This window comes from uncultured Aquimarina sp. (assembly GCF_947492405.1).
Lineage (GTDB): Bacteria > Bacteroidota > Bacteroidia > Flavobacteriales > Flavobacteriaceae > Aquimarina.
The window spans coordinates 98,056-114,032 of record NZ_CANLMP010000006.1 but is presented as its reverse complement, the minus strand read 5'-3'; the positions used below and the strand labels follow the sequence as shown (position 1 = coordinate 114,032).

Annotated in this window: 14 protein-coding genes; 2 read left to right on the top strand and 12 right to left on the bottom strand. The window is 33.2% G+C overall.

Annotated features, from left to right (window positions below):
* Positions 1-3: 3 nt before the first annotated feature.
* Together Q0829_RS19995 and Q0829_RS19990 are read right to left on the bottom strand one after the other, a co-directional pair.
* Positions 4-3,312, bottom strand: coding sequence for an amidohydrolase family protein (locus Q0829_RS19995; RefSeq protein ID WP_298546313.1), 3,309 nt, complete (start codon positions 3,310-3,312; stop codon positions 4-6).
* A gap of 216 nt (positions 3,313-3,528) precedes the next feature.
* On the bottom strand, positions 3,529-5,940 hold the full coding sequence (locus Q0829_RS19990; protein WP_298546312.1) for a TonB-dependent receptor: 2,412 nt from the start codon (positions 5,938-5,940) through the stop codon (positions 3,529-3,531).
* Positions 5,941-6,121: 181 nt separating this feature from the next.
* On the opposite strand from Q0829_RS19990, the gene Q0829_RS19985 reads away from it, so the two are divergent.
* Positions 6,122-7,192, top strand: a complete 1,071-nt coding sequence (locus Q0829_RS19985) for a histidine kinase (protein ID WP_298546311.1) — start codon at positions 6,122-6,124, stop codon at positions 7,190-7,192.
* Positions 7,193-7,195: 3 nt separating this feature from the next.
* Positions 7,196-7,924, top strand: a complete 729-nt coding sequence (locus Q0829_RS19980) for a response regulator (protein WP_298546310.1) — start codon at positions 7,196-7,198, stop codon at positions 7,922-7,924.
* Positions 7,925-7,926: 2 nt separating this feature from the next.
* Here Q0829_RS19980 and Q0829_RS19975 read toward each other — a convergent pair whose 3' ends face one another.
* The 10 genes from Q0829_RS19975 to Q0829_RS19930 form a co-directional block, all read right to left on the bottom strand.
* Positions 7,927-8,505 (bottom strand): YdeI/OmpD-associated family protein, encoded by a 579-nt coding sequence (locus tag Q0829_RS19975; RefSeq protein ID WP_298546309.1) that lies wholly within the window; start codon positions 8,503-8,505, stop codon positions 7,927-7,929.
* Positions 8,495-9,208, bottom strand: coding sequence for a DUF2490 domain-containing protein (locus tag Q0829_RS19970; protein WP_298546308.1), 714 nt, complete (start codon positions 9,206-9,208; stop codon positions 8,495-8,497). The genes Q0829_RS19975 and Q0829_RS19970 overlap by 11 nt, the downstream gene beginning before the upstream one ends.
* A gap of 3 nt (positions 9,209-9,211) precedes the next feature.
* Entirely contained in the window at positions 9,212-9,796 is a 585-nt protein-coding gene (locus Q0829_RS19965; protein WP_298546307.1) for a hypothetical protein, read from the bottom strand.
* A 161-nt stretch (positions 9,797-9,957) separates the two neighbouring features.
* Complete coding sequence (locus tag Q0829_RS19960) at positions 9,958-10,827, bottom strand: hypothetical protein (protein ID WP_298546306.1); 870 nt, start codon at positions 10,825-10,827, stop codon at positions 9,958-9,960.
* Between the two features lie 297 nt (positions 10,828-11,124).
* Positions 11,125-11,652, bottom strand: coding sequence for a GNAT family N-acetyltransferase (locus tag Q0829_RS19955; protein ID WP_298546305.1), 528 nt, complete (start codon positions 11,650-11,652; stop codon positions 11,125-11,127).
* Positions 11,653-11,667: 15 nt separating this feature from the next.
* Positions 11,668-11,991 carry a hypothetical protein gene (locus tag Q0829_RS19950; RefSeq protein WP_298546304.1) on the bottom strand — a complete coding sequence of 108 codons (324 nt, stop codon included), beginning with the start codon at positions 11,989-11,991 and terminating at the stop codon, positions 11,668-11,670.
* A 40-nt stretch (positions 11,992-12,031) separates the two neighbouring features.
* Positions 12,032-12,472, bottom strand: a complete 441-nt coding sequence (locus Q0829_RS19945; RefSeq protein WP_298546303.1) for an SRPBCC family protein — start codon at positions 12,470-12,472, stop codon at positions 12,032-12,034.
* Positions 12,473-12,555: 83 nt separating this feature from the next.
* The gene (locus tag Q0829_RS19940; RefSeq protein WP_298546302.1) at positions 12,556-13,218 is read right to left on the bottom strand and encodes a class I SAM-dependent methyltransferase; all 663 of its coding nucleotides are present in this window, start codon (positions 13,216-13,218) and stop codon (positions 12,556-12,558) included.
* An 86-nt stretch (positions 13,219-13,304) separates the two neighbouring features.
* Positions 13,305-13,592: a hypothetical protein gene (locus tag Q0829_RS19935; RefSeq protein ID WP_298546301.1), complete on the bottom strand. Its 288-nt coding sequence runs from the start codon at positions 13,590-13,592 to the stop codon at positions 13,305-13,307.
* A gap of 142 nt (positions 13,593-13,734) precedes the next feature.
* Positions 13,735-15,843, bottom strand: a complete 2,109-nt coding sequence (locus Q0829_RS19930) for a serine hydrolase (protein WP_298546300.1) — start codon at positions 15,841-15,843, stop codon at positions 13,735-13,737.
* Positions 15,844-15,977 lie beyond the last annotated feature (134 nt).

The window sequence follows — 15,977 nt, the reverse complement described above, 5'->3', positions numbered from 1 at the left end:
ATTTTAATTATGCCCTATATGGCACCCACAGCCAGGTTTCATAAAACTCTGTGAAACTTCATGCCAAGGAAATGCAGTGTTAGATTTTGAGTTTTCCCACCAGAACTTAGTTCTTTCTTTAGTAGTGTTACCAATTTCGTTCATCGTATCGGTATCATATAATCTACCATTAACCATGGTATATTTTACAGATTCCGTATTTCTAATATCTTCTAATGGGTTTTTATCGAGTACAATTAGATCGGCTAATTTCCCTTCTTTAAGCGATCCAATATCATTTCCTGCTCCAATATAATTAGCACCATTAATGGTGGCTGCTTGTAAGGCCTGCATATTGGTCATACCTCCTTGATGGAGCATCCATAGTTCCCAATGAGCTCCAAGACCTTGTAATTGTCCATGAGCACCAAGGTTTACTTTTACACCTTCATTGGTTAATTTTGTAGCTGTTTTAGAAACTAAAATATGTCCATTTTCATATTCTTCGTCAGGAACCATAGTTCTATGACGTGACCTGGCATCTACAATTGCTCTAGGAGTGTATTTTAGTAGTTTTTCATTTTCCCAAATATTATCTTTTTGGTAGAAGAAATATTCACCATTCATTCCTCCATAATTTACGATAAGTGTAGGCGTATATCCTGTTTTACTAGTTTTCCATAATTCATATACATCTTTATAGACAGGAGCTACCGGAATATTATGTTCCACACCAGTATGACCATCCATAATCATGGTCATATTATGATAAAAGGTAGAACCGCCTTCGGGAACTACATTGATCTCTAATTCACGAGCGGCTTGCATCACCTGTTGTCGTTGATCTCTGCGAGGTTGGTTATAGCTTTTTACAGATTTTGCTCCAAAGGCTTTTGTTCGTCTTATAGAAGATCTGGCATCCTCCAGGTTATTGACTACTGCTTTAAAATCCCCATCAGCACCGTATAATATAAAACCGGTAGAGTAGAGGCGTGGCCCAACCATTTCTCCACTTTTTATGAGCTCTGAAATGCTAAATACTGTTTCTGTATTCGCCGAAGGATCATGAGCGGTCGTAACTCCAAAAGCCAGATTAGCGTATAATTGCCAATGTTTTTGAGTAGTCAATCCGTATCTAAATGCTCCCACGTGGGCATGCGCATCAACAATACCTGGCATAATTGTTTTACCTTTTACATCAAAAACTTTAGCACCTACAGGAACTTGTACATCACTTGTTTTTCCGATTTTTTCGATAGTATTTCCATTAATAATGATGGTTCCTTCTTCTATTACTTTATCATTTTCCATAGTAATGATACGAGCATTGGTAAAAGCAATTTTTCCGGATGGGACATCCGTTTTAGCAACCAAATCGATAGCAATACCTTGGGATGTAACTTCTCCAACTTTTTCTGGAGAATTAGGTAAAAATGTGAATCGATCCTTAATCTCATTCGAAAAATATTCATCTCCTAATGTCCAGAATACTTTTTTACTGTCTTTAGACCAATGTAGATTAATCCCAGCATCTTTGGATAATTGGGATACCGGAACAGATTTAGATTTGTTATCCAGATCAATTTCTTTTCCATTGATGACTAATGGAGCAATATAGGCTTTATGTAAATTGGTAAAAGCAATCCACTTATTATCAGGACTAGGTACTAATCTGTTTGCGTATTTTGATTTAATATGTGTTTTTTTGTCTTTTCCATTAAGGTCAACTGATTTTAATTCTTTGGTAAGATTTCCAAAATAGGTTCCTCCTGTTTGATAGAAAATACGTTGTCCATCTTTAGTAAAAGTTGGATATGCTCCTTCTTTAGAAATTAACTTAGCATTAGCTCCAGAATCAGACATTGTATATATTCCGGTTTTTTTACCAAAACTTCTTCCTTGATCATTATTTCCACCTTCTTTTCTATAGGTAATTAGATTACCAGAAGGGTTATATGCAGGAGTTCTATAGATTCCTTTTTCTGATGTTAACTTGGTAGCAGTTCCTCCAGAAGCAGGTATTTTGCATACAGATCCCAGTGTTTCATCATTCCAGGTTACATATACAATTTGCTGACCGTTTGGAGAGAAGTTTGGTTCGAATTCGAAATCAGATTTTTGTGTGGTTAGACGCTGAGGTTTTCCTTTAGGTAGTTTTTTACTCCAAAGATATCCAAGAGCACTAAACACCAGCGTTTTTCCATCTGGAGAAGTCACCGCATGACGGATTACTTTAGTGATGAATTCTTTTGGTGAAACCGGAGCTTCAAAGTGAACGGTCTCTGCGATTTTTAAAGTAGCATCTAAAGTAAAAGGAATATTAGTTACTTGAGAATTTTCAATATTAATTGTATGAATCTTTCCGGCAGACCAGAATATGATTTCATTATTGTTAGGCATCCAACTGAAATTAGGATACACTCCAAATATCGCCCATGCTTCTTGTTGATCTTTATTTAATTGATCATAAATAGGCCATTCCTGACCTGTTTCTAAATCATGAATGTATAAAACGGTTTTTGTTCGAACTCTTTTTACAAAAGCCAGTTTTTTACCATCGGGTGATATTGTTGGTCTTGCAGCTCCACCAGGACCTCCAGTTATCGTGGTGGTTTTTCCTGTTTCAAAATCATATCTTTTAATCACATAGATTTGCTTGTTTGGGTCTTTGTTATATTGAAAAAATCCTCCGGAATACATATCTTCACTGTAGTACATATATTTTCCATCTGGGGAAATCGTCGGTTCATTTACGTCTTGTTGATCATTTTTCCTTTTGGTTAGCTGGATTCCGGAACCTCCAGTAATATGGTATTGCCACATTTCTCCTGCTCCTAATGAGCGTTGAGAAGTAAAGTGCTTTCTGGCGATAAGATAATTTCCATCAGGTGTCCAAACAGCGTTGTTCAATAGCCTGAATTTCTCTTTGGTAATTTGTTTCACATTACTACCATCTGCATTCATTATCCAAATGTTATCTCCGCCACCAGCATCACTGGTAAAGGATATTTTCTTTCCATCCGGACTAAAACGAGGTTGTATTTCAAAAGGGATTCCTGTACGTAAAACTTTTGCTTTTCCTCCAGAAATAGGCATAGTATAGATATCTCCCATAAGGTCAAAAACGATTGTTTTCCCATCAGGACTAACATCCAGATTCATCCAGGTTCCTTCATCCGTAGTAAAAGTGTGATTTTTATAGTTAAATTGACCATTAGGGTTAGATACATCCCATGTATCTTCTTTTTTCTCGTCTTTTTTTCCTTTCTGTGCTTGTGTATTGAATACTAGTAATACTCCTAAGAATAGGGTAGTGATGATGTGTTTGTGCATGATATTAGATTTATCTAAGCCGAAAATAATGAATTCGAGAATAAAATGTCTTAAAGTGTTGTTAAGGGAAACACTGCATTTTATCGTTTCTTGATGATACTACTCATCATATCCAACTAGAACTTTAAAAGATCCTTTAGTGTAATCCAAGGTTTTAGTTTCTATAACTTTTTATCAATGTCATGCTATAGCTATTTTTATCAAATAGAAAATAGTCTAAATTCTTTTCTTTTCGTCTTCCAATCCTGTTTTACGTTTTCTGGTTGCTTTTATTTCTTTTCTTCCGAAATTATAGGTTACATTAAATTGAACTTGTCTGCTATCCCAGCCACCGTTTCCTTCTATTCTAAGATCTCCAAATTGTGTATCACCTTTCCAAGGAGATGTATATAATATATCATTAAACCCAAGTCTTGCGGTTAATTTATTATCAAGAAAACGCTTTTGGAATGCGATATTAAGAGATCCTAAGCTTTCGGTTTGATACGTTCCTCCCCAAATTGAAGGAGAATTAAACCATCCTGAGACTTCCATCTTAATTCCTGCTGGTAAGGAAAAAGTATTTTGACCATAAAGGCTTACCGTATTTTGAGAAACAGAAACGAAATCATCGTTGGTTGCTTCAAAAATACTTCTAAACGCATTTAGACTATAATATATACTCCACCAGTTATTGATTTTTGTTGGATAAGAAATACTCAGGTTAATAATTTTTTGATTAGCAACATTTCTAGTAATGATAAAATTTTGATCTTGACCTTGTGCTTCTGTTACTTGTGCAAAATAGTCACCAATAAAACTATAGCTCAAAGCAGTCGTGAATCGATAATTATAGGTGTGAGAAAGTTTGATGTTATCCGTATACTGTGGTTGTAAAAAAGGATTCCCTTTTCTAAAAGATAATTCATCAATTTTGATTTCAAATGGATTTAAGTTTTGATAATTGGGGCGTTGTATTCTTCTACTATAGTTAAGAGCAATAGTATTTTTCTGATTTGCCTGATATGTAATTCCGCCACTTGGAAAGAAATCGGTATAATCTCTTTTTACTCGGTCATCTGCATTTTGTTGCTCACTAAATAATTGGCCATCTGATTGGGTTTGTTCAACACGCAATCCAAATTGCAAAGACATTTTTTTAAACTTACGATTATAATTGAAATAAGCCGCATTAATTTGTTCGTTATAAGTGAAATCATTAGATCTTTCTATATTAATAATATCATTTCCGTTGATGCGATCAAAGAAATCAAATTCATTATCTGTACTAATGTTAGAATACTTTAAGCCAGCAGCTAATGTACCCTTCCAAAGAGGTTGTTCATAATCAATTTTTGCCGTAAAAATTGAAATGTTAATAGGAGTAATCATAAAGTTTATTGTTTCACTTATAACTTCTGTTTCAGCACCATTAAAATATCTATTAGGTTGTAAATTTGTTCGATCACTCGAATATTTTCCATAATCCATATCGATATTTAGAGCGTGTCCCAATGTATCTTTATACTTGTAATTGATATTGCTATAAAGGTTGTTCGTTTTGTTTTCTACATCACTACCTGCGACTAATACCTGATCTGGAGTAGTATTACCTTGTTGGATAATTGGTGTTCTAGAATCACTATCGGAGCCACCATTGTTAAAATTACCACTTACGATGATTCCAAAAATTGATTTTGAATTAGCATAATAGTCAAAACCAAGTTTTAGATTATTACTATTATTATCGCTGATGGTTTCTGTCTTCGAATCGAAAATAGTGTTGTTTTGCGTTCTGTATAGGTTAATGAAACTAAAACTTTTTCCAAATCGATTACTGTAAGTTCCATAAAAGTTAGTTTTTTTGCTTCTATTGTTGAAGGAAAGAGAACTGGTATACCTAGCAAAATCTCCGTAGGTAATTCCTCCGGCAATCGACCCGTTTGTTCCTAATGTTTTATCTCTTTTTAGTTTGATATTAATTATTCCAGCATTTCCTTCTGCATCATATCTTGATGAAGGTTGTGTTATAATTTCTATGGTTTCAATATCACTAGATTGAATTGTTTTAAGGTAATTCACTAAATCTGGACCTCTTAGAACTGATGGCTTATCGTCTATATAAATAAGTACCCCTGTTTTTCCTTCTACAATTAGATTATCGTTATTATCAACAATAACACCAGGAGCTCTTCGCAATAATTCATAGCCAGATATTCCTGTTGCACCCAAGGTATTTTGAACATTAAAGACTGTTTTGTCAGCCATTACCTGTACTACAGGTTTTTCTGAAGTTATTATTACTTCGTCTAAATTTTCTGTTTTAATGATAAGTGTAATATCTCCCAAAGTATGATCTGTATCATCTAGAGAGAACGTATTCGAAGTATAATCTTTATATCCTAAACTTGATATGATAACTCTATAATCTCCTTTGCCAATATTCTGAATTTTAAAAGCACCGGTAGCATCAGAAATAACCCCTTTTATAAATTCATTATTAGGAACTTTTAGAAGTGAAATGGTAGCTGCCGATATAGAAGTAGCTTGTTCATTTATAACTTTACCCGTAATTGTAGATTGAGCATTTATGTTACTTAGAATAAAGTTACTCAATAGAATTAATACTATAATTGTTTTCTTATACATAATTAAATAATTTGATAGAGCAAATATGAGTATTAGCTTAGCGTCAGTCACGTGTAAACCGACGAGTGGTCTTTGGTATCGGTGAATGGGAAATCCCATTCATCTTGCTATAGGACCATTCATCGATTTTTGATATGTACATCGTATTTTAATTTTAGTTTTGTAGGTGTTGAATATAATTATGAAAAGAACATTATTACATAGAAGTTTTGCTGGTATTCGAGTTGTAGAATTTATTGCTTTTATAGGGTTTTATTTATTTTTTGCTAGTGCTTATCATATTGCATTGTGGATTAATCGCGGAGCATATAATGGAGAATCAGGAACCTTATTTGATCCAAGAAGTTTTATGGATGACAGTGGATTAGGTTATTCATTAAAATTATTAATTACATTACCAATTTGGTGGCTTTTGTTTAGAAAACTAAAAGCTTGGCCAATGAAAAAAAGGGTACTCTTGCATATTATATTACTACCTGCTTTTGTACTTATATGGAAACAAGGGTATTATTTGTTTAGTGAATTCTTTGGTTTTTTCTATTTAAAAGGAGTAGTGCAGATCTGGGACATATATCTACCCGCATTATTTTATGTACTACAGTTTGGGATTTTACATTCTTATCAATATCATATTGATAATCAGAAAAAAATAAAGGTTGAAGGAGAGTTAAGATCAGCAGCTTTAAAAAGTGAATTGTCTGCACTAAAAGCACAATTAAATCCTCATTTTTTATATAATGTTTTTAATACAATTAGTGCTTCAGTTCCTCCAGGTAATGAAAAAACAAGGCATATGATTGCTGAGTTATCTGATTTGTTTAGATATCAATTACAAGCTTCCAAAGTAGAAAAAGTACCTCTACAAGAAGAACTTAGTTTTGTGAAAAAATATCTAGCATTAGAAAAAGAAAGATTTCAGGAACGTCTTCAAGTTAATATTGAGGTAGCTCAAGAAGTAATGAATGAAATGATTCCTCCAATGCTATTGCAACCGCTGGTCGAAAATTCTGTCAAACATGGTTTAGCCTCTTTAATAAATGGAGGTACAATTTCTATTACAATCCAAAAAAGGGAGAATGGGTTGTTTTTTGAGGTTGCAGATACTGGTGTAGGAATTGAAGATAAGGAAGCAATATTCGGGAAGGGAATAGGGCTAACTAATACTAAAATGCGTTTGGAAAAAATGTATCAAACGACATTACATCTTACTGAAAATATTCCTCAGGGGCTAAAAATTAATTTTACTATTTAAAAAATGAAGAAAGTAATAATTGTAGATGATGAGGTTGCTGGGAGAAAGCTTATAAAGGAATACTTGTTAGACTTTCCTGAATTAGTTCTGTTGGGTGAAGCGAATAATGGTGTAGATGCAGTGAAGATGATTAACGAATTTAAACCAGATCTTGTTTTTTTAGATATACAAATGCCTGGAATGACTGGTTTTGATGTACTTACTCATATAGAAGAAATACCCCAAATCATTTTTTCGACAGCATATGATAAATATGCGCTACAGGCTTTTGAAGTTCACGCAATTGATTATTTACTTAAACCTTATACAAAAGAACGATTTAAAATAGCTGTCGAACGATTAACGGATCATAGTAAGGAAAGTGCGATAAGACCTTTAGCTGAAAGCCTGTTAATGGATCGAAATAGTTATCCAGAACGTATTTTAGTTCAGTCGCGTAATAAGCTTATTACCATAGCAGTAGAAGAAATTATTCGTGTAGAAGCCTACGGAGATTACTCGAAGCTAATCACGATAGAAGGAACGTATTTAAGTAATTTTGGAATTTCAGTTTTAGAAGAAAAACTTGATCCATCTTTATTTATTAGGGTACACAGATCTTCTATTATCAATCTTAATAAAGTAAAAGAACTCAATAAATATACAAAGACATATGATATCGTGATGCATAATCAAGATGTTGTTCGTGTAAGCCGCGGATATATGGATAATATCAAAAAAATAATGTTTTAAAGCTACCTACCATTATCTCTTGTTTTGATATTGGCTTTACAAAGTCTTATGATTTCCAGAATTCTTTTGTCCCTCGTTTCTTGTCGTTTTGCTTGATTGAGCCAATATAAGTAGTTTTTCCGATAGCTTGGTGCAAAATTTTGATAGTTAGTAAATGCTTTAGAATTAGTGTTAAAAGCTCTTTTTAGATCCTGAGGAATAACACCGTTTTCTACATCATCCAGTGCTGTCCAGGAGTTATTCTTTTTTGCAATTTCAATGATATTCAATCCACTTTGATGCATTAAATTATCTTTGATTAGATCAATGATATACGTTTTATTTAATTTACTCCATACGCTTTTAGGTTTTCGTGGGCAGAAATATTGTCTTCTTCGTTCTTCATCCAATCTTTTTACGGTAGAATCAATCCATCCATAACAAAGTGCTACCTTCACCGCTTCTTCCCAGCGCATACTAGGTTCCTTACTTTCTACTTTATAAAAAATCAAATATATACCATCACTGGTCGCATGATTTTCATGAAGCCAGGTACGCCATTCTGTATCATTTTTGAAATATAATTCGAGTTTAGTTTTCATTTTTGATAGATTTTAACCAGTCCATTGCATAGTAGTAATTAAAACTCAACCATAATCGATTTTTGGTTCCAGATTCGAGTAATTGACTTAACCGATAATCTGGTCCAATTTCAAGTTTACTTTTCGGATTAACTGCATATCCAATGAAAGGAATGATTCTTATTTCTAAATCCGCATTAGAACCTTGATAAGACCCTAAGTACTCATTATTTATTTTAATATAAAATTCTCCTGAGTCTACTCTGTATCCATTAAACGGTAATTCTACAGTAAAACGATATCGAAGTCTGAATTCTGGAGATTCTTTTCTGCTAAATGTTTGATCTGTAACAAAACGGTGAGCAACTCTTAAGTTTTCTAGTTGTTGTGCGATAGAATGTTGAAAGATGGAGCGATGAATTAGTTCATCTTCTTCGATTCGTAACAAGTATCCAATATTAAAAACCTTATCGGCTGATAACTTAAAAGAAAGGATATTAGTAAAATCGGTTAACAAATAATCATAAGATAAATCATTATCCGGTTGATGTTCCCATAATTGCTGACGAGATTCAATGCTATTAATTAATTTGATGTTATCCGAAAGTTTATTAGACACAACTATCTTAGGCAATAATCCTGAAGTGAAGGATGTTTGTGCTATCATTTGATAACAAATAACATTGAATACATAAACCAATATGAAAGCTCTTTTAGTTTTCATAACTTAATAAAGAAGATTATCTGTATTGGCGTGTATAATTTTCAGCATTTTTAATCGAACACCTTTGTCGTTATAAAGTATCTCATAGTAAGCATATTGAGTGTCTTTTTTACCCTTTACTATCAATTCATAGTTAACATCATAATTTTCTGTTACTATAGTTTGATTGATTAATGAAATAAGAGCTGAGCGAGAACCAACCCATTGTTTTTGAGTTTTTTTGACTTTTGATTTAGTGAAAATACTATCTAAAGAATTTTGAATTTGTTTTCTCAAATCTTCTGGAATGGAAGTGAAAGGAATCTTTTGTTCTACATCCTGTGGTTTTCCATCTACATTAAATTCGATGCTATACTTTTTGTTTTTATAAATCGTTTTTGCTTCGATACTTTTGCCATCCTGGCTTTCTTCCGCATACCATTTGATTTTTTTATCAAAAGGTCCATCAGTCATAAAATCTAAAGCCGATTTGGGAACAATCGAAGTTTTAATCCGATATTCTTTTTCAAACTTATTTTGAGCGTGAGCCGAAGAAGCAAAAAATATCGAAAAACAAAATAACCAAACGAGCGAATTGAGGTATGACATATACTTTAAAGTTGCTTTTGGAGTATACTAAAATAGTAAGAATCTATTATTGGAAAGAATCAACTATGGTAAATCTTTCTGAAATTTAATACTAATAAAATGAACCCTTAACATCACTAATGATGTTAAGGGCTCCATTATTTTTTGTGTAATATGGTTTTCTAGAAGAATCTAGTATAGGCTCTAAAAGAACCACTATTAGTTGGTCTTGTTCTTCTTACTTCTCTTTCTGTATAATCAGATGAATAGTAATTCGCATACCATATACCGTTGGTGAAATCTACCTGGTAATGTAATTGCCAAGAGTAACTGTTAAATGGCCAGATTCCGCTGCTTTTCCAAGCGTAGAACTGAACTCTGGTCAATCCACATTTTACATTAGTCCAGGTGTTTATGTCATCTCGTTCTCTCCAAGATCCACCATAATGTGAATTACGGGTATTGGAATACCATAATCCATTATCACAGAATCGGATATCGGTAGGAGTTGATGTAACCGGAGTACCACCACAATATGAGTTTCTAAACCCTGTAGAACCTACATCATAACAAGCTTTTTCAATAGTACTATCCGTATAGCTAGGGTCTAAGATTTCTATTGGTGCTAGAGACTCGTTAATTTGTCTTCCTGAATTAGCCAAAGCTGATCCTTCTGCAGTTTTTGCGATACGTTCCGGAACCTGAATACTAGCATTAGTCAAAGAAACAAAGATATCGAATGGTGTTAAGTCTTCGCCTAAGTTACTGTCTTCGTTGCTTTTTTCTGCAGTACCATATAGTTTTTCGATAACAACCATATCATCATTTTCTCCTACTGCTATAAAGCGATATTCATGGCCGTTTTTTTGGATTTTTGCCACTTCTAGTGAAGTCTCACTTACTTCTGTTGGGTAAATAGCGTCTTTTGTTGGAGTTTCATGTACTTCTTGTAATTGTTCATCTTGTAACTCTTCTTCTCTGTCTTCACATGCTACGAATACTACTCCAAAAGTCATAACGATGGCTAGTGTTTTAAAAATTGATTTTTTCATAATTAATAGGTTTTAAAAGTATGTAATTAATTTACTTAGGTATTCCGGAATTACCTTTGTGGGAGCAAATGTATTATGCAAGTGTTTGTCAATCAACAAGTAAAAAACGGTTTATGCACAGGTGTACAACCGGTAATGTTAGGGTTTTTTTCCCTTTCTTGACGTCCTAGGCAGGAAACAAAAGGAATAAAAATGCTTGTTTTATTTAAGGAAATAGAATGAAAAGCGATATAATTACACCTAGGTAAATACAATAGATATCATTAGAAGTAAACTAAAAATATTGCTGGATATGTTTTATGAGGATAGCGATAGTCTAAAACCATAAACGGAAAGTTCTTCTTGTTTAAAATCTAAATCTTCCGATCGTTTAAATCCAATTTTTTCATACATTTTCCAGGCAATTTGCATTGCCTTGGTTGAATGAATGATTACTTGATGTTGTTTTTCATCTTTTGCTAGTTCAATACAGGCTTCAGTAAGGAGTTTGCCAATTCCTTTTCCTCTAGCCGTTGGAGCCACAGCTAATAACCTAAAACCTGAAGCATTTTTTTCTTGGGTAGCAGTTCCGCCGGAGCCATAATATTTCATATCACTAAAATAAACAACACCACCACCGATTTCACCATTTTCAGAAATGGCAATTAATAACCTGGTTTTGGGTTTCTCTGTGAAACTCCCAATATTGGCAAGTGTTCTGTAATAGTTAGGTTGTTCTTTTTGACTAGGAAATCCATCTAGTTGGGAATAGACTTTAACCATGAGTTCTCCTATTTTGATAAATTCATTAGGATTAGCATCTCTTATCAGGTATTCTTGACTCATATATTTCAAAAACTATTATTTTGGTTCCAGTGACATTACATAATCATAGCTTTCATCGAGATAGACTGCTAAAGAATCCAAATCTTCCCACATAGATTCGGGAATTAAAACATATCCTTTCATCACCGCTCCATACGATTTATATAAGGTTGTGGGGATTTCTTCCATATATTTTTGTTGTACCTCTTTAGAGAATCTAATTCCGATTTCGCCCGCTTTATTAAATAAAGAAAACATATATCCGTTAGCAGATGTGTAAGGCATTGTCTTGCCTTTTCGTTTGAACCTGGAACATTTGGCAACTAGTTGATCATAGATTTTTAGTTTCTCCTCCCACATGACGTACTTGTATTTATATATTAATGTATAGCGTATAGCATTATTGTTTCTCTACAAAAACTTTAAAATTCTGCATCCATTTTTCACCTTGTTTTCTATACATACCAGGAAATAAGATTGCCATTAGTTTTGGCATAAACCAATTAATTCTAGTATACTTTACTTCGTATTCATACCTAGTTTTATTCTCATCAATAGAAATAAAAGAACATTTCATGGTATTGTCCATATGTTTATGATGATAAAAAGCTTCAAAAGTATCTGGAAGTCGATTAGCAGTGATCGTTTCGGTCAGCTCCATGTCGTACTTGTTTGATTTATAGTACATTTTCGAAATAGCACCATCTTGACCCTCAGTTCCGCTAATTAATTCTTTTCTTACAAACCCCTCTTGGTATTCTCCTAAGTACTTAGGGTCTTTAAAAATTTCTACAACTAACGATCTGGGTTTATCAATATCTTTAAATCCTTTGAAGTTCATTGTGGTTGGTTTTAATGATTTTATGTTGCGTTTTCTGATGTTATAGCATTACTAATATACTTATTATTCTTTTAGTGAAGTTATTAGAATATGAGTATTTCTATGCGTTGTTTTCTGATTTGTTTGGCAATAACAATAGTATGTATCTCTGTAGTTTCATCTTTTTTAGGATACTGTTTATGAATAATTTTAAGTATAGAAAAATGATGATCTGTCAACTCTTTTTTCAAGTTATTTAGATTATGATAATGGAAATAAACTTTATGCCCTGTACTGCCAGTTTGATAACCCGAATTGTTCTGGTCACCTTCTACAAAACTTATATATAAAATCCCGTTATTATTTAATAATCGTTCACAATCTTTTATGAAATTGAAACGATATGATTTTGACAAATATGGCAAATAAAAACCACTAATAATACCATCAAATTTGGATTGTATGGTGTTGATTTTTCTTCCATCCATTACTTTGAAATCCGCAGCAGGATTATTTTTTTGTGCTAATTTTACCATATTGGGTGCAATATCGATTCCCAGTATGGAGCAATCAGGTATTTTAGAGAGTATGTGCTTCGTAATATTGCCAGGGCCACAACCTATTTCTAAGATAGAAGGTTTTTTTTTATTCACTTGCTTACAAAAAAATGAATAGGTGTCATTATATAGCTCAATATCCATAAAGACTTCTTCATAAAGAGAAGCTATTTTGTTCCATGTTTCAAATGTTGTTTTGTAACGGTTCATGAATTGTCAGAGTACATTGTTGTGTTTAGTTTTAGATTAGATTAATCACTTCTTGTTTTTATTTTTTATTCTTTTGTAAAGCTGTGCTACTGACTATTAAGAATTTCATTTACTAAAACTGATCCTTGTAACAAATAATCTCTAATCTCGTGATCTTCGGTTTTCTGAATAGACTGGGCCTCGTCCAATATAATGCTAGCCATTTCTACTAACTCGGGATCTAGCTTGTTTCCTTGAGCTCCTTGCGCAATAATAATCTCTGTTAAAGATCCAGGTACATAATCAGACATATGTTTTGGTGGTCCAGATTGAAGATAAGTTTGACATCTTATAGCTAAATCTTTTTTTCTTTTTTTAAATATATTTTTAAACATTACATTCAGAATTTGTTTCTATAGAAAGTGGTTTTGTTGCGTGCAACTTTTGCCTTTTAAGAATTACTAAATTAAACTAAATTGTAATCATTTGTAAAGTATATATTGAAATTAGCTAGGATATTAACAGACCAATAATACATTAACTTTTATTTATCTTACCTACAATTAAAAATTCTATAAGAGCATTATATAATTGATCGCCTTTGTTACTATTGGTGAATACGACAAATCCCATATTAAGATCTTGATACATTCTAGCCAGGCATTTAAAGTCTCCATTATTACCTCCGTGACCAAATGTATTTCCAAAAGGTGTTTTTTCCATGTGTATACTAAGCCCAAAATACTCATCCCAACTAGGTCGGTTTTCACCTTTGTCTTTGGGTATTTCTGTTTCTATATGAAACATCTGTTTGTACGTTTCTGGTTTTAATCCTTTTCTTGTTGATAATCCAAGTAAGAAGTTGGTAAACGTTTTGGCTTCCGTATGCATACTCCATGCCATGCCTGCTTCATTTGGTAAATCCATCCTAGTAGCCATATTATCAAAATGGCCATTGGCAACTACCTTTTCCAAATACTCATTTTTTTCGAAATAGGTATGCTCCAAGCCTAATGGAGTTAGTACTTCCTCTTTAAGTAATACATTAATATCCTTCTTAGTAATATGAGCCACCACTCGTTTTAGGTATTCAAAACCTTCTCCGGAGTAATTATAATCTGTTCCGGGAGTGAATTTGATATCGAGTTTACCATCATCATTCATCCATGCCCAGTTAGGAAAACCGGTTTTATGAGTTAGCACATGTCTTGCTGTAATCAATTTATAACGTTCATCATGTGCAATAGCTTCAAAAGGTAAGTATTCATATAATGGTTTGTCCAGATCAATTTCACCACGTTCTACTAATCGCATTACTGCAAATCCAAAAACGGGTTTCGTTATTGAGGCTGCTTCAAATAAGGTAGTTTTGTCTACTTTTTCTTCTGTATATACGTTTTTTACTCCATAGGTTTGGTGATAAGCTAACTTTCCATCTTTGATTAGGGCAAGAGATACTCCTGGAATTTGATAATATTCCTGATATGCTTTTATAAACTGATCTACTAATGCTTCTTTGTTATCATCAAAATCGTGTAGTATTCCTTTTTTTGCTATAAGATCCAATTCTGGTGCGATTGATAATGTAATGACAGGGACAGTAATGGTATTGTTGTCTGATACAGTAACTTTTTGCTGAGAGTTTTTAGTATCTATTCTAAAAGCTTTATTATCTTGATTGTAAAACTTTTGAGTAGAAGAAATAGTATACTCTCCAGCAGGAAGATCAATTTTGTAGATACCTGTAGAATCTACAGAGGCCTGAGTCCAGAGAGAAGGATTAGTGGTAGATGTAAACCGAATACTGTTTGGATATCCTTTTATGGTTTTGTCTTTCCATGCCAATCGACCAGATAGTTTTCCGGTAGTTTCTTTTGTTTTCATCAGAATGACATCTCCTAATCTAGAAGATGACTGGCTTTTACCGCCTCCTTTTCCCCAGGAAATAAAAGTATTTGTAGTAGAATCATCTTCATCTTTATCTATAATTACGTGATCAATTCCGATAGTTTTTCCTTCAGCTAATTGGCCTGTTAATTTTATTTTACATTCATAGATAGTAGTGGTTCCTTTTCGACTAAATTTTATTTCAAGTTGATCCCAACTGTGATTTTTTGTTTCGGGATCCCAACTTGTAGTTGGATCCATCATTTCCTTATAATTTTCCCCAAACTGATATAAATCCAAACCAGATCCTTTTGGTGAATGTTGACCATCTACATAGAGATTATAGGTGTCTTGTGTGTTCCAGTCCGCCTTTTCTGTGGTATCCACGATATGAGAATCATCTATCACTGTTACCAAAACATATAAGGATTGTTCAGATAGATTATACCCTACCTGAAAATGTGCGGAAAAGTCATCTTTGTTTTTTGGATGGTCGCCAAAAGGAACATCTTCGATGGAAAACTTGGTAAGGTCTTTTGGCCAGTCAGAGGAGTTACCATCGATTTTGATATTAGCAATAGGATAAGCATATGCAATAGCTCCGTTAGAATCGTATTTGAAGCTATTCATATTAGATGGTAGCATATTGTTACTATACCCCAGATAACTTATGATTAAGGCAAATCCTAGAGATATGCTTTTATGAATGGCTTGAGAACTTAGGAAAACGTTGATTAGATGATTGATTAGTGACCTCATAATGAATGTGTTTACCTATAAAGATATTTGTTTTAGGAGATTGTTACAGTTTTACTCGATAATCGAGATGTAAGTGTTTCTAGGCTCGTCTCGAATCTAAATTAATTTTCAATCTAATGTCCAGTGTACTTGTT